Here is a 23,628-nt window from a genome sequence, read left to right as displayed (position 1 = left end):
AACACTCCTATAAATTTTGCTTATTCAATTATTCTAATGTTAAGTTGATCATTTCCCCATTCTCATAGTACATAGTAATAGGGTCAATCACATAATTTCCTTCAAATCTATAAATCTTTCCTAAAAGTATATCTCCAAATTTTTTATATTTTTCCATGCTTTCTAATCTATTAATCAATCCTTTGTTATCAGTATTAAATTTTAAAAGGATGCAGATTATTTGATTATTTTTATCATAAATAGGCAATTTAAAAACTTGATTAATAGAATCAAAACTACTTTTTCCCCATCTATACACTTTTAGTAAAACAAGATTTATATTTTCTTCCTCTTCCAAAAGCTTATAATGAAAATGCTTTTGTATATTTTTTATTAAAACTCTCCAATCCTCATACAATATATTTCCACAGTCTATTTTATTTATATTCGTTTTTTCTATCATATTTCCTATTGTTTCTTCTGATGAAGATATTCTATAGTTTTTATTTACTTTACAATGTTTTAGTTGAATCTTATCTTTTGAAATGTTTTCCATAGAATTTTCCATATTCCAAGGGGCTTTACTTTTGTACATAGTTACTATGTTTATACCTACTCCTTCATAATAAGTTGGCTTCATGGCTATATACGTCATCCATAATTTTCTCTTTTCATTGAAAAAATAATAGGTAATACCAGCATATCCTGAATTCGATTTCCATGCTCCTGCCCCCATACCACAAAGAGTTACAGGTGGTATTTCTGTATAGCTTGTTTTATGTTCTCCTATGAGATTTTTCTTTACCCTATTAGAAGGAGCTTTTTCTATCCCTATGGATATATTATATATTCTCGTAATCAATTTTCTTACAGCTTCTTTAGAAAAACTAGCATGTTTATGAAAATATAGTTCCAATTGACTTTTCAAACTCCTTAAAAGCTTTTCAAGTCTTACTAAATCTTTACTATGACAAAACACAGCTGTATTTTCGATTCTTTTTAATATATTTTCAGGCAATCTCGATAAGCCTATTATGGTAATCTCACTTATCAATTTTCTTACTTCTTGTAAAGCTTCTTTACATATTTTTATATCTATGGATTCATAAATCTCATTCATATGAATATGCTTTTTATACAGCTTATAATGAATCATAGCTTCTGCTTTATGTATGCAAAAATCTTTTTCCTTGCAAGTACAAATAATCCTATCTAATGAAGGGTTTTCTGTAAAACGAACCCTTATATCCCAATCTTTTAAATAAACCACTAAAAAGTTTTCCTCTTTGATTTCTACTTCTATGCCGAATTTTACTCTAAATAAAATATCGCTAAATTCCTTTTTCGTAATCCTTTTCTTTATTTCATGAAGATCATAATTTAAAATCCAAGAAAAGTCCTTTTTTTCTAATATTTTTTCTTCTAATACTTTTATTTGACGATCAGTTTTCTTTATATCACTTTCTGAGTTTTCTCTAAATATTTCATTTATATTCCTTTGTATATATATAATACTTATAAGTACATGTTTACAGATATTTCTTGATGGACAACTGCATTTGTATTTTCCTATATGGTCTGTTAGCTCACATACAGTTTCATCCTCTAATTTACAAATCACTTTATCTTCTTTTATTTCTACCTCTACAGTATTTTCCTTATCTATTTCCTTTAAAGCCCTTTTATAAAGCCCTTTATTGGCAGCATCAATGAGATAAGTTTCATCACATGAAAGGATAAAATCTTTGAAGCTTTTTATGAAATGATTTGACCTATCCATCTTGCTAATCCCTCCGGTGTTAATGCTGCTACCTCTGCCCCCATGTTCTTTAGAGTTTGGGCAGCATTTTTATCATAAGTAGGTGTTGAATGTGCGTCTAAAGCTGTTAAAACAATGAGTTTGGCACCTGTATCTATAATATCCTTAGCTCGTCTATACATGTCAGTAAGGCGTCCACCTTCATATAAGTCTGTAACCATTACCACCATGGTTCTATATGGATTCTGAATAAGACTCTTACTATATTGAAGGGCTTTCGCAATATGGGTTCCTCCTCCTAGCTGAACACTCATAAGAGTTCTTACAGGGTCATCTATATGATCAGATAAATCAACTACATTTGTATCAAATATAATAAGGTTCGTCTTGAGCATAGGAAGTTTTGCAAATATACCTGCCATTACAGCACTATGTATAATTGAATCTAACATACTTCCACTTTCATCTACTGCTATAATCACATGATACTTATTATAGCTTTTGACCCTATTATTAAAATACACTTGATCAATAATTAATTGTTTTCTTTCTATATCATAATTCTTTAGGTTTTTATGAATCGTTCTTTTAAAGTCTATATTTCGAATGGATTTTATAACCCCTCTGTTATTTTTATCTATTTTTCCAACAATACTATTTTTCATATCTTGCTCTAGCTTTTTTTCTATTTCTTTTGCCACTTTCTTAATAATTTTCTTAGCACTTTCTAAGACCTCACCCTTCATCATATGCTTCATTTGCATTATGCTTTTTAAAAGATCCATATTCGGTTCTAATTTTTCTAAAACTTCTTGATCTGTTAAAAGCTCCACAAGGTCGTACTTATGAAGGGCATGCTTTTCAAGAATTTCAACCGTTTCTTTTGGAAACAGCTCCCTTATTTTTGTGATCCATCTTGGAACTGTCAAAATAGAATTTCCTCGTCCGCCCGACCTATTGTCTTCTCCTCGTACCCCTTCCTTTTCTCCGTATTCCCTTCCATATAAAAAATCCATTGCATCATCTATTTCTCTATACAAAAAACCATCTTCTCCAAAGTCAAAATGATCTTCTGAAAATTTTCCAAGGATAAGCCTCCAGCGGTTTAATGTTTCTATATCATTCAAAAGCTTGCCCCCTCTCTATAATCCCCCAATTTGCTAATTGCTCTTTAGCAAAAGCATCTAATTCTTTTGCTAAAAGTATTTCTTTTTCATTTAAAGGCATTTTATTCAATATTTCTTTATTATTTGTTCCGTACAATACGGATACTTTTTCTCCTATTTCATCAATTTCTCTAGGAATAAAAAAGCTAAAGGCAAGACGCATTTCGGGAAGGATCTTCAAAAAATCTTCATGTTCAATCTTTTTTAGCATATGATCAATCCCATTGATTAAGCTGCCACTTCCCAAAATCAAATCCCTTGCCGTACTGAAAAGGCCCTTCAAAAACGCAGCAGATTCAAAGAACTTTTCTCCCGAACCATAAAGATATCCTTTTGCCCTCTTTGTTCCTTCATCCTCTCGTAGTTGATTCATTCCTATTAAGATTCCTACCCCCGCTCCTTCTAATGCTGGGTTCACATCTTTTTTACCTATTAAGGTTTTTAGCTGGTCTATATATATTTCATTATTTAGATGTAAACGATGATCCATTGATAGCTGATAAAGTTCCTTTAGCATTTGTATGGTATTGTTTTCATCATCTTTTTGTATATTATAAAGAGTTGATATAAATGAAGATGATTTTTCGTAAGCTTTTTTTAGGAGGATTTCAATTTTTTCTGTACTTGATAAATCCATTAAATATTTTTGTTTATAAAGAAAGTTTAAATTTCTACAAGCTTCTGTAAGGGAATAAAAAGAACCATCCCTTTGAAGGATTGTCTCTAGCTCTAGTAGCATATACTCAAACACTTCTTCAATCCCCATAATGGCTGCATGAATCATCATAAGGGTTGCTTCTTTTCCATGCTCTCCTAAATCCTTCACTTTTTTTAATAAAATTTCTGATACAGCTTCCTTTAAGCTTCCTCCATAAACAGAATGCTCAATCAATTTACTCTCAACTTGAGATTTCCATCTATAGTTCCACTTTTCTCTTATTAAATTTGTATCTTTGTTGACTAGATAATCTGGTCCTTTTGTTTTTACACAAAAGTTTGTTTCTAAAAAGTTCATCATATGAAAAAACTTACTTTGTTCTCTATGGGATTTTGTTTTATGAATGTCTAATATTTTTTCCTGCTTTACAGATGTATGGATATTTAATCTTAGTTTTTTACACTTCTTTCTAAAATCTAAAACAATAGGGGGGAATTCAGCTTGTTCACTTAATTTTCCTATTCTTTCTCCCGTCATCAGTTTATTTAATGAAGCTAGTGGAAAATTATTAGATACACTCATTTCTCCCTTGACCATTACACTCGTTACACCATCTAATAATTCATAAACACCGCAAGATATTTTGTCCCTTAGAACGGCTAACCCCTTTGCCATATTGAAAGCCTCAATACTATCAGCAGTTGAAATACCTTCTTCTTTTTTTCTCAGTTCTCGTCCACACTGACTAATGAATGTAATTACCCCATCTTCATAAGGTTCTTCTTTATTTTTACAAATATTTTCCCATATTCTTTGATAAAAGGCTGGATAAATCATTCCGCTAGCATACCCATTTAACCGATTACACTCTTCAAAGCTATAGGCCATTGCATAGGCTCCTACATTTTCTTTTTTTATATCCTGTATTTTTATCTCAACTTTTCTTTTTTGAAGCTCTACAAGTCCAAAGGTATGAAAACCTCCTGTAATAACAAGGATTTTTTCATATTCATTAGCATATTTTTGTATCTGCATATTCATATATTTTTCTCTTGCTATACATCCTTCCCTTTCAAGGATTTCTTCCCTATAATCAACTCTTGAAAGATAACAATAGGCTAACATATTTTTCACAAATTCTTCAGTGCTTATATGTAAACCCCTTATTTCATATAATTTTTCCCATAGTTCATTGAAATCTCTGCAATTTTGTTTTTTGCAAAGCTCTTTTATAAACTTACTTCTCATAATTAAGTAATCATCATGATAGCTTTTCTTTTTAAATTTTTCTCGTATTCCTTCTCCTTCTTTGCTATTGATTAATATTTCCTCATAGGGAAAATCAATAAATACTGTAGGAATATTTAAATTCCATCCGATTTTCATAGCTACATATTCTGGAGAATAGTCTAAAAAGGGATAATAACACATATATTTATCCTTCTTTTCCCCTAGTAATCCTTTATCATCTGAATAAGTATAGTAAATACTTAAGGGTGTTTGACTATCTTCATGGGTAAGAGATGGTATCAAATGATTGGCATTACTTGGTCCTTCAATCAATATAATTTGGGGCTTATATTTTTCAATCGTTTTCTTTAAATGATAAGAACAAGCAGGACTATGATGTCTTACGGGAAAGTAAATAATATTTTCTTTTAAAGTAAAAGCTTCTTCATATAATCTATTTATTTGATCCATTTCTTGGCTGCATAATAATCTTTCCATAGACTTCCCTCTTTCACACTTCTTGATTTGACCACAAGGGTAAAATAGTTTTTCAATTTGTTTAAGTCCTCTCTATTTTCTTTGATTACTGCACCTAAAATATTTTGAACCGTTCGATCCATGCTCATTTTACCATCATCATAATAGTAAGCACTCATAGCACTTTGAAAATATACAGAAACTGCCTCTGCTGTACTCATGATCGCCTCTGGTTTATCTAATCTATGTCCTTCTACCGTAATCCCTTCTCTTAATTCATGGAATGTAGAAGCCAAAATAGTTGCTACTTCTTGATCTACATCCATATCTATTCCAGATGCCTCTAAAAGCTTCTTAGATTCTTTTTCAATGATTTCAATCTCTAAAGATAAATCTTTTATTGGAAAAACTGTTTCAAAGTTAAATCTTCTTTTTAAAGCACTACTCATTTCATTGACACCTTTATCCCTTATATTTGCTGTAGCAATTACATTAAATCCAGGATATGCAAACAAAACACCCTCTTTACCAAGTTCTGGAATATTTAAAACTTTATCACTAAGTAAACTTATTAAACTATCCTGTACTTCTGAAGGACAACGGGTAATCTCTTCAAGCCTTGTGATGATTCCCTTCTCCATCCCTATATAGAGTGGTGATGGAACAAGTGCTTTTCTACTAGGTCCATTTGCTAAAAGCATTGCATAATTCCATGAATATTTCATCATATCTTCAGTAGTCCCTGCTGTTCCTTGAATCGTATTCGTACTTGTCCCACAAATAGCAGCAGTCAACAGTTCACTAAGCATAGTCTTTGCCGTACCAGGTTCCCCTACTAGCATAAGTCCTCTATTTCCTGCTAAAGTTACGATACATCTTTCTATTAATGAATCATCTCCGTAGAATTTTTTATTGATCATGATTTCTTCTCCATCTAATAATAAAGACTCATCACTGCCTAATATAAATGTTCTTACTGCTTTAGGAGATAATAACCAATTAGCAGGCTTAGGTCCTTTATCATATTTTTTTAGTGCCAATAGTTCCTTTTCATAAGCTTTCTCTGCTGGAAGCTTCATCATCTTTTTATTCATAACGCCCCTCTTTTCTTTCCTTTATCTATAAAGATTCCCTTCACAAAAAATTTTGTGAAGGGATCTTCCTTTTATTACTCCCTATAGTTACTTAAACTGTCCATTTCCTTTTTCCAATCTTTATCAAACTCAGAAGAATTAACGGTTGCTTTATATAAGTCATATAATATTTCACTTAAAAGTCTTTTTTGAACACTTTTCGGTAAAATAAGATCTTTTTCTTCTATTTTATCATAGATATAGCTACCTCTTTCAACTGTACCTGATTGATAAAATCTTAATAAAAATATAGTAACCGTCTCATACTGATCATAAAAACCCATTCCACTAAAGTCAATCTCTGCACCTATTTTTTCATTTTCCTTATAAAACTCTGTATACCAGCCTCCATCTCTTACAGATCCTGTATACCAGCCTCTCTTTTTAAGCTTATTCGAAAATGTTGAACCACTTATCATGATTCCTGCAAATTGATCAATGGTCTCTTTTGTATCATCTTCTAATGAAAATACTTTTCTATCTAATTGTTCTATAGGCTGAGTAATTTCATAATCCTCTAGCTGTTCTTTCCACAAATCAATCGTTTCTTTTGAAAGCTCAATAGGATGAACAAGGCCTATCTTTTCAGTATTCCCTATTTCAATTTCTTCTTCATCTACTGTATTAAAACTTCCATCCTCCATATATCTAAAGGTTTTTATCAATTTTTCTTCTTCGTATATTCCCCATATAAGACCTATGGCAAATCTTTGCATAATCATATTTTCAACAAATAGATTTTTCCATTGCTCTAAACGCCATTTTCTATTGTTTCCTAGTGCGATATCTAGTCTTTCACTTTGTGCAGTTATAAGTGTTTTTAACTGCTTTTTAAGAAGTTTAAATCCTTCTCGTGCTACTTCTGCCTTTTCTTCATCATCATTTTTCCCTGGTTTAGGCAAATTCTTAAGAATTTTTCCATCTTCTTTATAAACAGTCAAAGTAAGCTCTTCATTAATTTCAACAATAAATTTTCTATTTCCATAGTCAAATACTTGTTTTCCTTCCTTGTCAAATCCTAATGTTGGAACGACTCTATCTGATAATTCCTCCTTATCAATCCCTAACTCCTTAGCAGCAAAATCAAGTGCTTCCAATGCAGCATTTTTTACCTGCTTGAATTTAAACTTTCTCCCAATGCTATCGATTATCATAAGTCCTTCATGGTTTCCACTAATAGCAATCGCTTTTAAAGCTTCACAAGCGATTGTTCCTCTTGAGATTTCTGGCCATTTTTTTATATTTTTCTCTAAAAACTGAATACATTTTGTATCTCCAAACATACCCACTAATGATAAAATCCATTTTTTCTTGGCTTCTGCACCCTCATCATACCACTTTAAAAGTACTTCATAAGCTAAATGATTAAGGCTATCCTTCTTAAAATAATCCATAATCTTTTTCACTTCTAGATTGGTTTGTACTTCTTTTTCATCTGCAAAGGTAATAAGGATATAATCTAAAACTTCCTCTGAAGCTTTTTCACCATTTTCCTCTAGAACTAAATTGGGAAGATGTTCTGGTTCTAACCAGCTTATTTTTGATCTTTTTCGTTTGTTTAAATTCTTTTTACAATAAGTATTTATATCTTTTATTTCTTCCTCTTCTTTTGTTGCTACAGGAAGGTTTTCCATAATCAAATTTTTAACCTTTGTGCTTTTCTCTTTTTCTAAATGGGCTTTTAGAATATTTTCACATTCTTCATCCATTATAGATTTTAATACATGGATAGCCCCTTCTCTCATGGCTGCCTTCTTAGCCCCTAGTAAATTAATTCCTAAAGCTTTTCTTTCTTCAATAGTTAAAGCTTCTTCTATCATAGGATACACTGTAGCTTTTACTAATTTTGAAGAATCTGCAATAAACTCTTTTAGTAACGAAATAAATTTTTCTTTGTCTTTTTTGTAAAATCCACTTTCATAAACCCTTTTTATCAAATCTTCTCTACCTTCTGCATTGCAAAGTTTCATATGATTGATCACTTCATATGGACAATCCTCTATCCAATTGTCTATTAAATGATCATATTCCCTTGTATGATGTCCGTCAAAACTCATAGTAGAGATTATATAAATAATATCCTTTACTTCTACTCCTAGGTCACTGAAAATTTCTACCACATCTTTAAAGGTAGCTTTTTTTTCTATGGCTAATTCATTTACTAAATAATCAAATAGCTTATGATTTTGAAGTTTTACAAAATATAATACAATCCGCCTAAAAACATCTCCTATACCATAGCACCATACTATTTTTTTTATTTGTTTTCTTATTCCCCATCCTAAATAGTCATTTTTCTTAAAATTAGAAGGGATTAAAACTTTCTTAATATCTTTGTTTCCTTCCATGAAAAGCACAAAATCATCTATTTCATCATTTGAAAAATTATGTTCTTTTAGTATATCTTTAACAGCTTCTATACATTTTCTATTTACTTCATCTATTTTTTCATCTTCATCCATTAAATTGATTAAATGACTTTCTAAATAATTTTTTGCTATTCCACTAGTAATCTGTATTGCATCTTTAAAGCAACCTATATTTTCTTCAAAGCAATCATTCATCACACTTCTAAGAAATTTTTTATCTTCCTCATAAGTATACTCACCAAAACATTGATAAGCCGCCCAAGCTATATAAAAATGTTCTTCTATTTCTAATCTTTTAAGTACACGTAAAAATTCTTGCGCTTTTTCACAAATCTTTATTCTATGTCTTCCATATTTTTCTTCTCCTGCATTTGTAAAATCAAAAATATAGTCAATGGTTCTATAATTATCAAAGTGAGCAAGTAGCTTTAATATTCTCTTTGCCACTTCACTTTTATTGCAACTATGATAAATAATACTATTGATAATTCTATATTCATCATCTCCAACATTTTTAGCAATGCTTTTAAAAGAATCAACTGCTCTATCTACAGGAATATGGTTTCCATTTATATAATTATTGATTGTTTCTTTATGTTGATCGTTAATTTCAAAATATTTAAAAAGAATTTCTTTTAAATTTTGATCTACAAACTCTTTTATCCCTTTTATTTTCCTATTTCCTTCATTTAAAAGAATAATTGCAAGACATAGCTTTTCTACTCCCTCTAAATGATGAAATGCTTCTATGTAATCTTTTTTATAAAAGATATAAAGCCATTTAAGTTCAACAAAATATTTTTTATTGATATCATTATAAATATAATATCCATCTTTATCTGACACTTTTTTAACTCTATTCATAATATAATAATAAAAAGGAACTTTTATTTCTTTTAGCTTTTTATAGATAGATAGAACTTTATTCTCAAAGATAAATTTCATTTCATAACAATCAAAAGTATTTTCTTTTCCTATAAGAAAAAAACTTTTTAATATCCTTTCTGTTAGATCTTCATCCTCTAAATTCATATCTTTTAAAAATTTTGTTACAACATTTGAAATAGCTACTCTAAATTCCCAGTTGGGAATTTGTTCATTTTCTATTGATTTTAGTATTTCTTCTTCATTATGAGCACCTTTTAAATAATCTTCTATATCGTTTAATACTTCAACAGATAATCCTATTGATTTGTAAATTTCTATGATATCTTTTACAACTACTTGTTTTTCCATATTTCCCTCCATTTTATCCTTTTGTAACTTTGAATACATCATAAAGGATTTCGCTATAATATCTTTATAAAACTCATAATAGCCTCCACCATCTGTTACAGAACCTTTATCCCAACCTCTTTTAATAATTCTATTTACAAAGGTACTATCACTAATCTTTTTATTTTTAAAGGCATCTATGCATTTTATTTCTTCAAGTCAAAGAATCCCTGACTACAATCTTTTCTGCCAATTATACCAAACATTTGTTCGAATTTCAATATGTTTTAGGAAATTTTTTCCTGATAATAAAGATACGCCCCCTCTATTATAGAGATTATCTAAAGCTGAGTAAACCGAAGAGCGAGATATATTAATTTTTTTAGCAATCTGATACCCCGTTAACTTTGGATGTTTTAGCAATGTTATATATACAGATGCTTCTGTTTTTGAAAAACTTAATTTTTCAAGCATATTTATGATTTCTTTCATATAATCGCCTTCCATTATAGTAGTACATGTAGTACTACTATAATTTTAGTATGAATTATGCCATTTATATTGTCAAAAAAAATATTTTCCACATAAATCTCGCATATATCAAAAGACACGGCTAATTTCCGTGTCTTTTTCGTTTCCTATTTATACAATTTTTTCATAAGTTTATCCACTAAACAATCTCCTCTATATCATAAGGTGTTACCTGATAAACATAATTAATCCAGTTTTTAAACAATAAGTTTGCATGCCCTCTCCATCTTACAATAGGTTCCTTTGAAGGGTCGTCCTCTTTAAAATAATTCTTTGGTATTGCAATATCCATTCCCTTCTTAACATCTCTTTCATACTCATTTTTTAATGTATAAGGATCATATTCCGAATGTCCTGTAATAAAAATCTGTCTTCGGTCCTTGCTAGCTACAATATGAACTCCAGAATCTTCAGATTCTGTCAAAATTTCTAAGTTTGGTATTTTTTCTATATCCTCTCGAAGTACTTCTGTATGCCGTGAATGAGGTACATAGAATTCATCATCAAATCCTCTTAAAAGCTGTGTCTTCTTTTTAGTAATAGTATGTGGAAAAATACCAAACATTTTTTCCTTTAATTCATACTTAGGTACCCCATAATGATAATAAAGTCCAGCTTGTGCACCCCAGCATATATGCACTGTTGACATAACATTTGTCTTTGTATATTCCATGATTTCTTTTAATTCATCCCAATAATCTACCGCTTCAAATTCCATGAGTTCAACAGGTGCACCTGTAATAATCATCCCATCAAATTTTTGATCTTTCACTTCTTCAAAGGTTTTATAAAAATTAAGCAAATGCTTTTCAGAAGTATTTTTTGATTGATAAGTTTTAGGATGAAGTAACTCTACATCTACTTGTATGGGACTATTGGCAATCAATGAAAGTAATTGTGTTTCTGTTTCAATTTTTTTTGGCATTAAATTTAAAATAGCAATCCTTAAAGATCGAATATCCTGATGTAAAGCTTGGGCTTTATTCATGATAAAAATATTTTCTTTTATCAAAATATCCACAGCAGGAAGATTTTTGGGAACGATTACTGGCATAAGTACACCTCCATTTTAAATATTTTTATTTCATTTTATTTAGTGCTTGATCAAAATCTTCGATAAGATCTTCCACATTTTCAATTCCTACAGAAACCCTTATCAAATCAGGCAGAACCCCTGAAGCAATTTGCTGTTCCTTTGTAAGCTGTCTATGAGTCGTACTTGCAGGATGTAGTAGAGATGTTCTTGCATCTCCTAAGTGAACAACCAAAGCAACTAACTTCAAATGCTTCGCTAATTCTTTTCCTGCCTCTGCTCCTCCTTTTATACCAAAGGTAAGGATGCCACTTGCTCCATCAGGTAGATATTTTTTACATTTTTCATAGCTTGAATGCTGAGAAAGTGATGGATAACTTACCCAATTAACCATTTCATGATTTTCTAAAAACTGAGCGAGCTTTAACGCATTTTGACTATGTCTTTCCATTCTCAAATGGAGTGTCTCTAATCCTAAATGAAATAGAAACGCGTTAAATGGACTCATACAACATCCATAATCTCTTAAAAGCTGTACTCGCGCCTTAATGATATATGCCAATTCGCCAAAGCTTTCCACGTATTTAATTCCATGATAGCTTGGATCAGGTTCTGTAAGTTCTGGATATTTTCCATTATCCCAATTGAAATTTCCTCCATCGATTACTACTCCCCCTACACTTGTTGCATGACCATCCGTATATTTGGTGGTTGAGTGAATAATAATGTTTGCTCCTAATTCAAAAGGACGACAAAGGCATGGTGTCGCTAATGTATTGTCTACAATGAAAGGAACATCCATTTTTTTTGCAATACGAGCGAATTTTTCAAAGTCTAATATATTTAAACCAGGATTTCCTATGGTTTCTCCAAAAATAGCTCTTGTATTTTCTTTAAAATGTTTTATAATCTCGTCTTCGTCTGCCTCTGGGTCTACAAAGGATACCTCTATCCCTAATTTTTTGAAAGTTGTTGATAAAAGATTATAAGTTCCTCCATATATAGTAGATGCAGCTACAATATGCTGACCACTTTGACAAATATTTAAAAATGCTAAAGTAGTTGCAGATTGACCAGAAGCTGCTGCAACAGCACCCACTCCACCTTCTAATGCATTTATTTTCTCTTCAAAGGCAGAAACAGTAGGATTACTGATTCTTGAATACATATGTCCTGCTTTTTTTAAATCAAATAAATCTGCTACCTCATCTGAATCCTCATACCTATAAGTTGTACTTTGTACAATAGGTAAGACTCTTGCTTCTCCTCCCTTTGGATCATATAATCCCTGTACGCATAATGTTCCTTTTCTAAAATTTTTTTCCATGTGTATCCCTCCTAATAAAAAAATCTTCCCCTGAAAAATGGAGAAGACTGTCATTACCTATATTTGGATAACATCAGTTTCTTCTCATCTTTCAGAATAATAAATTCTGTTGGAATTAGCACCTTTTCAAGCTTATCACTTGCTGGTTGCCGAGGTTTCTTAGGGCCATTCCCTCCACCTCTCTAGATAAGAATTTTCAGACTATTAAATTATTTAATCATTATTTTATAATTTTTATGCAATAATGTCAAGATAAATTTTATATTCGTTTCTCTTTTCTTAAAAATACCTGATATACCATTGCATTTAGTAAAATAATATAGACTAATCCAATAAAATAATACTGATGATAGGTTAAAAGTAATTTTCCTTCTCCTCTAATCAAACTGCTAATTGCTTTCGCAGGCCAAAAACCTGGTGCAAAGGAAAAAAGCAATTCTTTTTTATCTATAAAAAATAATGCAATAATCGGAAAAACCAGTATAATTCCTGTTCCTTTCATGACTGCAAAACCTTCAATTTTATTATTTGATAAAAGATTGATAAATAATCCAGTCATAGGTGCAGCTAAGGATGCTAAGAAAGAAATACTTAAAATATTTCTTGTAGACAAACCCCCAATATCTGAAAACCACATGACATAAACACAAGCTAAAAAAGAAAGGATGGTAACAATAATTAATCGAAAAGACAGGAACTGATGGATACTAAGGGGGGTCACCCTTATAGATGTAAAAATATTGTCATCTCTGTCATCTAAAATAGAAAAGGCCATCAATGCTCCATAAATTTGAGGTGTCATTAAGGTTAAGATGACAACAATTAAATCTGCATACATATTTATATGAAAATCACTATTTTCCCCAATAAAAGGCAATAAATATCTTCCTATTATGCCAAATAAAATTGGATAAAATACCATAAATCCCATCAAAGGATCTCTCATCCATTTTTTGAATTCACTTTTTATAAAACTGCTATACATATTAAACACCACTTTCCTTTATGGCAAATTCATCAAATTTTTTATGCACAAAAAAGTACAATAGTATTGAAATAATGATTAAATAAAGGGTAGAAAAAACAATCTCCCAATTTTTGATTCCTCCCACACAAGATTGTAATAAAAGTAGTGAAGCTTTTGTAGGAAGCATATAAAAAAGTTTTTTGATGAGTTCATTTTTAATGAGTCCTACCTGTTCTAACAATACTGGAATCATCAATATAAAACTATATTTACTCATACCGATTAATAGTTCTGTAAAATCCTTTGAATAATAGGTAAGGATAAAACCAATCATAGAATGAAAAAAAGCAATCAATATGACAAATCCAAGTAATAAGATAATATTTACATGGATTTCTTTAAATAATTTTGCATAGAAATACAGAATCATTAATGTTATAATATTCGAAAGAATATTGGCAACTGTTTTCCCTATTATATATTCTCCTTTACTAATAGGAGACACCAACAAAGTTTTCATAACCCCTTCTTGTTTTTCAAAAAACATAGTTACACCAATCATCAGCATAGCCATAGAGGTTATATCTATAAAAATCAACAAGGGAAATATTCCACTAACATCTTTAATCTCTGTAAATTGCAGAATTCCAATCCAAATTAATGAAAGAACAAAACTTGCTGCGAAAATATTATATTTCTTCATTCGTTGAAGTTCTCCTATAAACAAAACCATTATACTACTCATGCTCTTCCACCCCTGTCACTTTAATAAAAATATCATCAAGGGAAGTTTCTTTACTATGCATGGTGATAATTTCTTTCGTTTTAATAATACTTAAGAATTTTTCATTCTTTCCTAAACCGTCTAAACTAAAAGAATCTTTCTTCACAGAATTGTCTTCTTTATATTCTACAGCCACTTCTCTTTTTCCATGCTTTAATTTTAAATTTTTAGGTGTATCAATTTCTGCTATTTTACCATCTACCATAAAAGCCACACGATCACATAGTTCATCCACATCATTCATTAGATGGGTTGTTAATAAAACGGTCCCACCTTTTTTCTGAAATTCCTTCACCATTTTCTTCATAATCCTTGCATTTTTAGGGTCTAATCCATTTGTAGGCTCATCTAAAAATAAAACTTTAGGGTCATTTAGTAATGCTCTTACAAAGTTGAGTCTTACCTTCATCCCTTTTGAATATTCATTGATCTTTTTATTTCTATCTTCATAAAGTCCTACTTGTTTCAATAAGTTATCTGTATCTGCATTAGATTTATATAGCTTTTTGAAAAAACTCAAATTCTCCTCAGCTGTAAGTTTTGAAAAATGAACAGGCATTTCAAAACCCACACCAATATTCTCATAAAAATCTTTTCCATATGTTTTTAAATCTTTTCCCTTATATAATACTTCTCCATCATACTGACCTAAAAGCTTAATCAGTATTTTTTGTGTGGTACTCTTCCCTACACCACTAGGTCCTAATAGACCAAAGATTTCTCCATCTTTCATATGAAAAGTAATTCCTTTTATGGTACTTTCCTTATTTTTAGGGTACTTAAAATTTAAATTTTTTACTTCAAACATGATTGTACCTCTTTTCAAAATACTTATTTATATTATCATTATGCGCAAGACAACTATTTTTTATCAATCGAAAGAAAAGGAACAAAAAAACAACAAAAGAAGGCTGTTGTAGCCTTCTAATTATTTTTATACTCAAATAACCATCCTTATTTCACTTTGAGCAACCCCTTATTTTGTTTTAAATGTTGCATAACTAGTAGTAGCTAAAATAATGATCCCTCCCACGATCTCTCGTAAAGATGGAATTTCTCCTATTATTATTGCAGTAGCAAGTATCCCATAAACAGGTTCCAAACTTGCAATAATACTTGCAGTTTGAGCTTTCACATTTTTTAACCCATTGATGAATAAAGTATGAGCGATCCCTGTAAAGACAATTCCTAATACAGCAATAAATATTACATCTTTCGTTTGAAATATAGGTTTCAAAACTAAAATAAGTGGTAGGAGTAAAAGTGTAGCAACCAAATCTTGATAAAATGATATAACTATGCTGTTATACTTACCTACATATTTTTTATTCAAAATTGAAAGGATAGCAAATGTAAATCCAGATAATATTCCCCATAATGCCCCCTGGGTAATACTACTTTCAAATTTAAATTCTGGCATTACAAAACTAACTCCAAAGAATGTAATAACTGCTATAACTATATCTTTCATGCAAATTTTATACTTAAAAAATACCGGTTCTATGAAAGTCACAAATACAGGAAATGTTGAAAACATTAATAATCCTATTGCTACAGTAGACATTTGTATAGCTAGAAAAAACGTAACCCAATGAAGGGCTAGAATAAATCCTAGTATAATAAAATAACAATAGTCTTTTCCTTTTTCTAATCGAATGCTTTGTTTTTTCAAAAGTAATATGCTCCCTAAAAATAGTGAAGCAAATACAACCCTTCCGAAAACAATTACTAAGGATGGAAGCAAAATAAGCTTTCCAAACAAACCTGCAAGTCCAAAAAATAAAACTGCTATATGTACTTCTATAAGACTTTTATTTTTTTGTTCCTTCATTCTAGATATTTTTCCTAAATCCATTGATATAACCCCCTTAATTTATAGCAAAAATCTGTTAACTATGTTTATTATTAAAAGGGTATTTTGTTTTTTAATTTTCACTCAACAGATTTTTGCTTTTTATCTAATGACATATTTATAATCTGTTATTAAAAAGCATTTATCTAGACTTATGGGATTATATATAGATTTCTGTTTTCCAAAAAAACTCCCCCTTAAAAATTTTTAAAACCACTTCTATATTAAGACAGTATTATCTTACCATATGTCAACATATCTTACAATTAAGGGACAATACAGCTGTCCCTTTATCCCTTACCCTTACTATTATATAATATTAATATTACTTCCTAGACACTATAAAAATATTACGATCACAAATTATACCCTTCCATAAACCCTGCCTTAATAGCTTCCCCTACTCTTCCAATCTTATTGGCATCTCCTATGACTTTTACGTTATCAAAGTTTTTCTTTATCTCTTCTACCATTTTATTTTCTGGTTTTACCCCTAACGAAAGAACCACATGATCAACTTCTCTTTCAATCAATTCATCCTTAATTAAATTTCTAACAATCATCTTTTTATCTATGATTTTTTCTAATTGATAGCTTGGTAACATTTGTACTCTATATTTATTTAACTTTCTTAAAATATCCATTCGATTTGGCGTATAAATACCTTTTCCAATCTTATTTAGCATCTCAATAATCATCACCTGATTTCCTTGTTCTGCTAAGAACTCTGCTGTTTCAAGTCCAGTCATTCCTGATCCTATCACAACAACTTTTTTTCCTTCTAATTTTACTTGTCCCTTTAATACTTTTGGTACAATATGAACATTCTTTCCATTTATCCCCTCAATGGCAGGAATGAGTGGTTTTGATCCCGTAGCTATAAACACTGCATATGGATTTAATTCTCTTATTTCTTCTATTGTAGCTTTAGTACTTAATCTTAATGTTGCACCAAGTCTATTCATTTCCTCTAGCATATATTCAATCAGCCATGTAATCTTTTCTTTTTTAGGAGGTTTATTGGCTAATTGTAGTTGTCCACCTGCCCTATTTTCTTTTTCAAAAATAACTGGTTTGAATCCTCTCATTGCAAGTACTTTGGCAGCTTCCATTCCAGCAGGACCTGCACCAATAATTACTACAGTCCTTCCTTTCCCATCTTTTTTTATATCTTTAAATATTAATTCTTTTCCAGCAACTGCATTTACTGCACATTCCATAGGTCTCTCTTTAAGAACAGATTCAATACAATTTAAACATGAAATACATGGGCGAATCTCTTTTTCTCTATGCTCTTTCGCTTTATTTACCCATTCAGATTCTGCAATGAGCCCTCTTCCTAAAGCTACAAAATCAACAACATCCTCTTCTAATAAACTTTCTGCAAATGATGGTTTTCTAATAATATTTGCTCCTATAACAGGAATATTCACAGCTCTTTTCACTGCCTTTGATAGATGTTTTCTCCAACCTTGTTCATAAGAAATTGGCTCAATGATAGTATTGGTAGTTGCATAAACACCCGAAGATACATTGATTGCATCTACCCCTATATTTTCTAGGTATTTTGATATTTTCACCCCTTCTTTTAAAGTAATCCCCTCTTCTTTTATTCCAAAGTCTTTTAAAAATTCATCACTAGATAATCTTACACTGATAGGATAATTTTTTCCGCATTTGTCTCTTATTCCTTGAATGATTTCAGCGATGAATTTCATTCTATTTTCAAAACATCCACCATATTCATCTGTTCGTTTATTTGTATAGGGACTTAAAAATTGATTGATTAAATACCCATGAGCAGCATGTAGCTCTACTCCATCCATACCAGAATTCTTTAATCTTGCTGCACCTTCAACAAAATCTTGAATAATTTCTTCAATCTCATCTACCGTTAATGCTCTTGTTTCTTGTCTACAAACTACACAGGGAATTGCACTTGGGGCAACAAGACTTCTTTCTCCATTTAATATAGAAAAGGTTTGTCTCCCTGGATGAGCCAGTTGCGCAAAAACTTTTACATCATATTGATGAACAACATCTACCAATTTTTTAAAGGCATATATATTTTCATCATGAGCTATAGATAATTGATGAGCTTCAATGGTTCCATGCTTATCATTTACCTTTAATGCTCCTAAAATAATTAGTCCTACTCCACCCCTTGCTCTTTCTTTATAGTAAGAAATTGTTTCATCTGTTGGATTTCCATCCTTATCAGCTATCCCCACACTCATAGGCAACATAATCACTCGGTTTTTGAGTATTAGATTGCTGATTCTACCTTTTGAAAATAAATTTTTATACTTCAATTATAATTTTCCTCCTCTTATTCATAAAAAAACTATATAAAAAATTATATAGCTTTTTTACTATAATTTCCATTCTCTTTCAACATAGTTCTTGATTCATGATTAAACAAATTAAAAAACGCAAATATTATATAGTAAAAGTATGTAAATTTCAAAATTTTTAGGAGTTGATACTGTGGGAACCCATATACTAGATGAAGCAAAAAGATGTCTTCAATGTAAAAGTCCAAAATGTCAAAAAGGATGTCCTGTAAACACACCTATACCTGAAATGATCAATTTGCTACTAGAAGGAAATATTCATAAAGCTGGTGAAACCTTATTTAAGAATAATCCACTCTCCCTTGTATGTTCTTTAGTTTGCCCCCTCGAAAAGCAATGTGAAGGAAATTGTATATTAGGGATTAAATCAAATCCTATTCAAATAAGCTCTATCGAAAACTATATTTCTGATTATAGTTTAAATGTAATGGATTTAAAGCCTAAAGAAAAATTAAAAGGAAATATTGGAATAATCGGTTCTGGTCCTGCTGGAATCACCATAGCTTTTATCCTCTCTTTGAAGGGATATCATGTAACAATATTTGAAGCTCATGATCAAATAGGCGGCGTATTAAGGTATGGTATTCCAGAATTTAGACTTCCTAAAGATATCATCAATAGATTAAAAGATACATTAACCAAATTAGGTGTAGTCATTCGACCTAATACTTTAATAGGCCCAGTCCTAACCATTGAAGATCTTTTTAGAGATGGATTTGATGCTCTATTTATTGGGACAGGTGTATGGAAACCTATGAAATTGAATATCAAAGGTGAAAGTCTAGGTCATGTTCATTATGCTATAGATTATTTAAAAAATCCTGACGTTTATACCCTAGGAAACCATGTATGTGTCATTGGTGCAGGAAATGTTGCTATGGATGTTGCTAGAACAGCTTTAAGAAAAGGGTCACAAGAAGTATACATCATGTATAGAAAAGGGATGGAAGATATTCCAGCCGGGAAGCATGAATTAGAATACGCTAAAATTGATGGGGTTAAATTTGAACTTTATAAAACACCTATTGCATTTACTCATGAAGGTGTATCCTATGTTCAAACAAAAAAAGTTAAAAATGAAAATGAGGAAAAAATAATAAATATAGATGATTCAAAAGGATTATTCAAATGTAATTCCATCATTATAGCAATCAGTCAAGGTCCTAAATCAAATATTATTTCTACTACGAAAGGCATAAATGTAAATAAATATGGCCTTGTCATCACAGATGAATGTGGAAGAACTACAAAAGAAGGCGTATTTGCATCTGGAGATGTAGTCACAGGTGCTAAAACAGTAGTAGAAGCAGTAAATTATTCAAAGAAAGTTGCTGAAGCGATACATGAATATGTTTCAAAAAAGTATACAGCTTCTACTAACTAAAATAATTTGTTATTCCATTAGGATATATGTATAAACTTGCATTTTAACCTTGATAAATTCCCAAGTTTATTTAAACACCCTATTTGTACAAATATTTCCTTGTTAGAGGTAAATCATTATTCAAACCCTTCGTAAATAAAAATTGATGTACGTCTATTACACCATGATGAAAAGAAGCTGCACAGCCATTTAGATACATTCTCCACATTCTTATAAACTTTTCATCATACATATTTCTTACTTGATCTATAACTCCTTCAAAGTTTTCTGCCCACTTTTTAAGGGTTTTAAAATAGTGTAGTCTTAAGCTCTCCATATCTACAAGGTGAAAATCATAATCAGGCATCATAGCAACCAGTTCTCTTACTGAAGGGATATATCCTCCTGGAAATATGTATTTTTTTATCCATTCATTCACTTCACTTTCTACTTGACCTGTTATACAATGAAGTAAAGATATTCCTCTAGGTTTAAGGAGTTTATCAATGGTTTCCATATATTCATTAAGACTCGCTCTTCCAACATGTTCAACCATTCCAACACTTACAATTCTATCGAATTTTGTATCGGAATCTGCTAAATGTCTATAATCCATTAGTTTTACATCTACTAAATCTTCTAATCCATCTTTTTTTATCCTTTCTTTTGTTTTTTTGTATTGTTCTTCACTTAAAGTAATTCCTAACGATTTAACACCATATTTTTTAGCAGCTTCTATAATGAGCCAACCCCATCCACTGCCTATATCTAAAATCCTTTGTCCTTTTTTTAATTGTAATTTTTTTAATATATGTTGAATTTTATTTAGTTGTGCCTCATATAAAGACTCATTTTCTTTTTCAAAATAACCACATGAATAACTCATTGTTTCATCAAGCCATAACTTATAAAAATCATTTCCCAAATCATAATGATATTGAATATCCTCTTTCTGCTGATGCATAGAAGTAGGAATGATATGGGATATCTTTTTTATAATATTAGGAGTACTTAAAAAACTTTCCTCATTCTTATATACAGATTCTAAAACTTGCCTCAAATTTCCTTTAAAATCTATATCTCCATCCATATAGGCTTCTCCAAAAGCTAAATAAGGATCCTCTAATATTTTGTACTTAGGAATAGGTTTGTTTAATACAATTGTAAATTTAGATAAGTCTCTTCCATACTGACGTCTTTCATTATCCCAATAGGCCACAGTGAAAGTTTCTTTGGATAATTTTTTGAAAAACTTATCGATAAAAAATTTTTCAAACTCCATGAAAACATCCCCTTTATTATTTTTACAAATATTTTCCATTTGTATTATAGCATTATACTTTTTTGTAATCAAATAAAGGAAATCCAGTAAAAGGTGGGAATTATCTCAAAATTAATTTTTATCTATATCTATCAATGTACACTTTCTAAATAGCTCTTTCTTAATCGAAAATACTACCTTTTATCATAATTAAAATTTTTTTACAAATTCCCTACAATACAAATTATATAATTTTTTATATATTTTTATTGCTTTTTGTATAATTTATTATATAATTTAAAGTAAATAAACTATAAAATTGTATCAAACATACTTTTTTATATGATTTTATATATTTTTTTATACATTAGAGGTGATTATAACAATGAAAATAAACGAAGCATTAAACGGGTATATCCCTATAGCTAATTTAATTGCAAAAACATTTGGAGAAAATTGTGAAGTTGTTATTCACGATTTATCTGTTCCTCAAAATTCAGTCATCTATGCTGTGAATAATCATGTAACAGGCAGAACAATTGGACAATCTTTTGATCATTTAGTAAAACAAGTTCTATTATCTAGAAATTTTCATGGAGACTATACAGCAAATTATATGACCACTACAAAAGATGGTAAAGAAATAAAATCTTCTACTTCCCTTATCCGAAATGCAAACGGTGAAGTCATTGGTGCTTTGTGTGTCAACTATGATCTAGAAGCTATGAAAGATATGAAGAAATTTTTAGATGACTTTCTACATGTAGAAGAAGAAGAACAAATAACAAATGATGTGGAACCCTTTGAGCATGTAATGGAAATCGTTGATGATTTAATTGATAAAATTGTTGGCAATGTAAATGTTGATGATTTAAAAAGAAAAGATAAAATTTCATTGATTCATTTCATGGAGAAAAAAGGAATATTCTTAATGAAAGGTGCCATTGAAAAAGTAGCATCCAAACTAAACATCTCAAAAGTAACAGTTTACAGTTACTTAGATGAAATAAAAAAGTCTTCATTATGAAAATTTGAATAAGGAGGAATAAATATGATTCAATCAAGTTATACATCTATAGACACACCCGCACTATTGATTGACTATGACATTATGATGGAAAACATTCGGTTTATGCAACAAAAAGCAAATGCCTATAAGGTTAATCTAAGACCCCATACGAAGACTCATCGCATGCCAGATTTAGCTAAAATCCAAGTTGAAGAAGGATCTTGTGGAATTACCGTAGCAAAGGTTGGCGAAGCAGAGATCATGGCTGAAAATGGACTAAATGATATATTTATCGCCAATGAAATCGTAGGTATTCCTAAACTTGAAAGGATTAAATCTTTGAATCGAAAGATCAAAATTCGAATAGGTGTAGACAATGAATTTCAAGTAGATCAATTGGAAGAGATATTTAAGAACGAAAAAACAGGCATTGAAGTCCTTATAGAATTAGAAGTAGGTGAAAACAGAAGTGGCATTATAAAAGATAAAGATTTAATTAAACTCTCAAAATATATTCAAGAAAAAAAGAAAGTCATTTTAAAAGGTATCTTTTCCCATGAAGGGCATGCTTATAGTGCAGAAACTATTGATGACTGCATAAAAATTGCCGTAGAATGTCAAAGAAAAACCATAAAAGCAGCAAATATCATCAGAGATTTAGGAATTAAAATAGATACAGTAAGTATTGGTGCTACACCATCTTTAATGCACTGTGAAATACTTGAAGGTATTACAGAAATAAGACCTGGCACCTATATATTAATGGATGCTGCTCAAGGAAATGCTATCCATAACTTTGAAAGATGTGCCGCTACCGTTTTAGCTACTGTAATGAGCAAACCTACTGATGAGAGAATCATTTTAGATACGGGTGCTAAAGCTTTAACAGCACAAACTCGTAATAAAGGAATCTGTATAACCCCAGGAAACGGACTCATCAAAAACTCTGACAACCTTCGATTAAGTGGTGTATTTGATGAGCATGGGATTATTTATGATAGAACACTTAGGAATACACTCAATATTGGCAATAAAATTGAAATTATTCCAAATCATATTTGTCCAACCTGCAATTTATATGATCAAGCCTATCTTGTTGCCAACGGAAAAGTTTTAAAGGAAATCCCTATTTTATGTAGAGGAAAATCTCAATAATTTGAT

At 30.5% G+C, this 23,628-nt stretch carries 17 protein-coding genes and 1 riboswitch; of the genes, 3 read left to right on the top strand and 14 right to left on the bottom strand.

All coding sequences use genetic code 11. The features are described 5' to 3' along the window. Window positions 1-28: 28 nt before the first annotated feature. From K7H06_RS04080 to K7H06_RS04020, 13 genes are all read right to left on the bottom strand, one after another. Window positions 29-1,759 carry an SWIM zinc finger family protein gene (locus tag K7H06_RS04080; protein WP_223038682.1) on the bottom strand — a complete coding sequence of 577 codons (1,731 nt, stop codon included), beginning with the start codon at window positions 1,757-1,759 and terminating at the stop codon, window positions 29-31. Further along, complete coding sequence (locus K7H06_RS04075; protein ID WP_343216810.1) at window positions 1,735-2,865, bottom strand: VWA domain-containing protein; 1,131 nt, start codon at window positions 2,863-2,865, stop codon at window positions 1,735-1,737. Before K7H06_RS04075 ends, K7H06_RS04080 begins: the two co-directional genes overlap by 25 nt. Then, on the bottom strand, window positions 2,858-5,290 hold the full coding sequence (locus tag K7H06_RS04070) for a DUF5682 family protein (RefSeq protein WP_223038681.1): 2,433 nt from the start codon (window positions 5,288-5,290) through the stop codon (window positions 2,858-2,860). The genes K7H06_RS04075 and K7H06_RS04070 overlap by 8 nt, the downstream gene beginning before the upstream one ends. Continuing rightward, entirely contained in the window at window positions 5,251-6,363 is a 1,113-nt protein-coding gene (locus K7H06_RS04065; RefSeq protein ID WP_223038680.1) for an ATP-binding protein, read from the bottom strand. Before K7H06_RS04065 ends, K7H06_RS04070 begins: the two co-directional genes overlap by 40 nt. 74 nt (window positions 6,364-6,437) lie before the next feature. Further along, on the bottom strand, window positions 6,438-10,007 hold the full coding sequence (locus tag K7H06_RS04060; RefSeq protein ID WP_223038679.1) for a DUF4132 domain-containing protein: 3,570 nt from the start codon (window positions 10,005-10,007) through the stop codon (window positions 6,438-6,440). A 213-nt stretch (window positions 10,008-10,220) separates the two neighbouring features. Continuing rightward, window positions 10,221-10,478, bottom strand: a complete 258-nt coding sequence (locus K7H06_RS04055; RefSeq protein WP_223038678.1) for a helix-turn-helix domain-containing protein — start codon at window positions 10,476-10,478, stop codon at window positions 10,221-10,223. A 178-nt stretch (window positions 10,479-10,656) separates the two neighbouring features. Continuing rightward, window positions 10,657-11,571, bottom strand: a complete 915-nt coding sequence (gene metA, locus K7H06_RS04050; protein WP_223038677.1) for a homoserine O-acetyltransferase MetA — start codon at window positions 11,569-11,571, stop codon at window positions 10,657-10,659. Between the two features lie 25 nt (window positions 11,572-11,596). Next, window positions 11,597-12,877 (bottom strand): O-acetylhomoserine aminocarboxypropyltransferase/cysteine synthase family protein, encoded by a 1,281-nt coding sequence (locus tag K7H06_RS04045; protein ID WP_223038676.1) that lies wholly within the window; start codon window positions 12,875-12,877, stop codon window positions 11,597-11,599. 81 nt (window positions 12,878-12,958) lie between these two features. Beyond that, a riboswitch (SAM riboswitch) is annotated at window positions 12,959-13,070 on the bottom strand. A 66-nt stretch (window positions 13,071-13,136) separates the two neighbouring features. Beyond that, the gene (locus K7H06_RS04040) at window positions 13,137-13,862 is read right to left on the bottom strand and encodes an ABC transporter permease (RefSeq protein WP_246637632.1); all 726 of its coding nucleotides are present in this window, start codon (window positions 13,860-13,862) and stop codon (window positions 13,137-13,139) included. 1 nt (window position 13,863) lies between these two features. Beyond that, window positions 13,864-14,589, bottom strand: a complete 726-nt coding sequence (locus K7H06_RS04035; RefSeq protein ID WP_223038674.1) for an ABC transporter permease — start codon at window positions 14,587-14,589, stop codon at window positions 13,864-13,866. Further along, window positions 14,582-15,436 (bottom strand): ABC transporter ATP-binding protein, encoded by an 855-nt coding sequence (locus tag K7H06_RS04030; protein WP_223038673.1) that lies wholly within the window; start codon window positions 15,434-15,436, stop codon window positions 14,582-14,584. The genes K7H06_RS04035 and K7H06_RS04030 overlap by 8 nt, the downstream gene beginning before the upstream one ends. Before the next feature lie 168 nt (window positions 15,437-15,604). After that, on the bottom strand, window positions 15,605-16,483 hold the full coding sequence (locus tag K7H06_RS04025; RefSeq protein ID WP_246637631.1) for a DMT family transporter: 879 nt from the start codon (window positions 16,481-16,483) through the stop codon (window positions 15,605-15,607). 353 nt (window positions 16,484-16,836) lie between these two features. Continuing rightward, the gene (locus K7H06_RS04020) at window positions 16,837-18,792 is read right to left on the bottom strand and encodes an NAD(P)/FAD-dependent oxidoreductase (protein WP_223038672.1); all 1,956 of its coding nucleotides are present in this window, start codon (window positions 18,790-18,792) and stop codon (window positions 16,837-16,839) included. A 175-nt stretch (window positions 18,793-18,967) separates the two neighbouring features. Here K7H06_RS04020 and K7H06_RS04015 point away from each other — a divergent pair, with 175 nt between their 5' ends. Beyond that, on the top strand, window positions 18,968-20,218 hold the full coding sequence (locus K7H06_RS04015; RefSeq protein WP_223038671.1) for an NAD(P)-dependent oxidoreductase: 1,251 nt from the start codon (window positions 18,968-18,970) through the stop codon (window positions 20,216-20,218). A gap of 79 nt (window positions 20,219-20,297) precedes the next feature. On the opposite strand, the gene K7H06_RS04010 is transcribed toward K7H06_RS04015, so the two are convergent. Then, window positions 20,298-21,479 (bottom strand): SAM-dependent methyltransferase, encoded by a 1,182-nt coding sequence (locus tag K7H06_RS04010; RefSeq protein WP_223038670.1) that lies wholly within the window; start codon window positions 21,477-21,479, stop codon window positions 20,298-20,300. Window positions 21,480-21,843: 364 nt separating this feature from the next. Here K7H06_RS04010 and K7H06_RS04005 point away from each other — a divergent pair, with 364 nt between their 5' ends. Then, on the top strand, window positions 21,844-22,485 hold the full coding sequence (locus K7H06_RS04005; protein ID WP_223038669.1) for a helix-turn-helix transcriptional regulator: 642 nt from the start codon (window positions 21,844-21,846) through the stop codon (window positions 22,483-22,485). 24 nt (window positions 22,486-22,509) lie between these two features. After that, window positions 22,510-23,622: an alanine racemase gene (locus tag K7H06_RS04000; protein ID WP_223038668.1), complete on the top strand. Its 1,113-nt coding sequence runs from the start codon at window positions 22,510-22,512 to the stop codon at window positions 23,620-23,622. The last annotated feature ends 6 nt before the right edge of the window (window positions 23,623-23,628 follow it).

This window comes from Crassaminicella profunda (assembly GCF_019884785.1).
Classification (GTDB): Bacteria; Bacillota; Clostridia; order Peptostreptococcales; family Thermotaleaceae; genus Crassaminicella; species Crassaminicella profunda.
This window is presented reverse-complemented; position numbering and strand designations above follow the sequence as displayed.

Excerpts from the sequence above, each read along its gene's own strand:
- K7H06_RS04035 (WP_223038674.1), bottom strand. The coding sequence starts at position 14,589 with ATGAGTAGTATAATGGTTTTGTTTATAGGAGAACTTCAACGAATGAAG.
- metA (WP_223038677.1), bottom strand. The coding sequence starts at position 11,571 with ATGCCAGTAATCGTTCCCAAAAATCTTCCTGCTGTGGATATTTTGATA.
- K7H06_RS04040 (WP_246637632.1), bottom strand. The coding sequence starts at position 13,862 with ATGTATAGCAGTTTTATAAAAAGTGAATTCAAAAAATGGATGAGAGAT.
- K7H06_RS04055 (WP_223038678.1), bottom strand. The coding sequence starts at position 10,478 with ATGAAAGAAATCATAAATATGCTTGAAAAATTAAGTTTTTCAAAAACA.
- K7H06_RS04080 (WP_223038682.1), bottom strand. The coding sequence starts at position 1,759 with ATGGATAGGTCAAATCATTTCATAAAAAGCTTCAAAGATTTTATCCTT.
- K7H06_RS04005 (WP_223038669.1), top strand. The coding sequence starts at position 21,844 with ATGAAAATAAACGAAGCATTAAACGGGTATATCCCTATAGCTAATTTA.
- K7H06_RS04045 (WP_223038676.1), bottom strand. The coding sequence starts at position 12,877 with ATGGAAAAAAATTTTAGAAAAGGAACATTATGCGTACAGGGATTATAT.
- K7H06_RS04010 (WP_223038670.1), bottom strand. The coding sequence starts at position 21,479 with ATGGAGTTTGAAAAATTTTTTATCGATAAGTTTTTCAAAAAATTATCC.
- K7H06_RS04070 (WP_223038681.1), bottom strand. The coding sequence starts at position 5,290 with ATGGAAAGATTATTATGCAGCCAAGAAATGGATCAAATAAATAGATTA.
- K7H06_RS04025 (WP_246637631.1), bottom strand. The coding sequence starts at position 16,483 with ATGGATTTAGGAAAAATATCTAGAATGAAGGAACAAAAAAATAAAAGT.
- K7H06_RS04030 (WP_223038673.1), bottom strand. The coding sequence starts at position 15,436 with ATGTTTGAAGTAAAAAATTTAAATTTTAAGTACCCTAAAAATAAGGAA.
- K7H06_RS04065 (WP_223038680.1), bottom strand. The coding sequence starts at position 6,363 with ATGAATAAAAAGATGATGAAGCTTCCAGCAGAGAAAGCTTATGAAAAG.
- K7H06_RS04060 (WP_223038679.1), bottom strand. The coding sequence starts at position 10,007 with ATGGAAAAACAAGTAGTTGTAAAAGATATCATAGAAATTTACAAATCA.
- K7H06_RS04000 (WP_223038668.1), top strand. The coding sequence starts at position 22,510 with ATGATTCAATCAAGTTATACATCTATAGACACACCCGCACTATTGATT.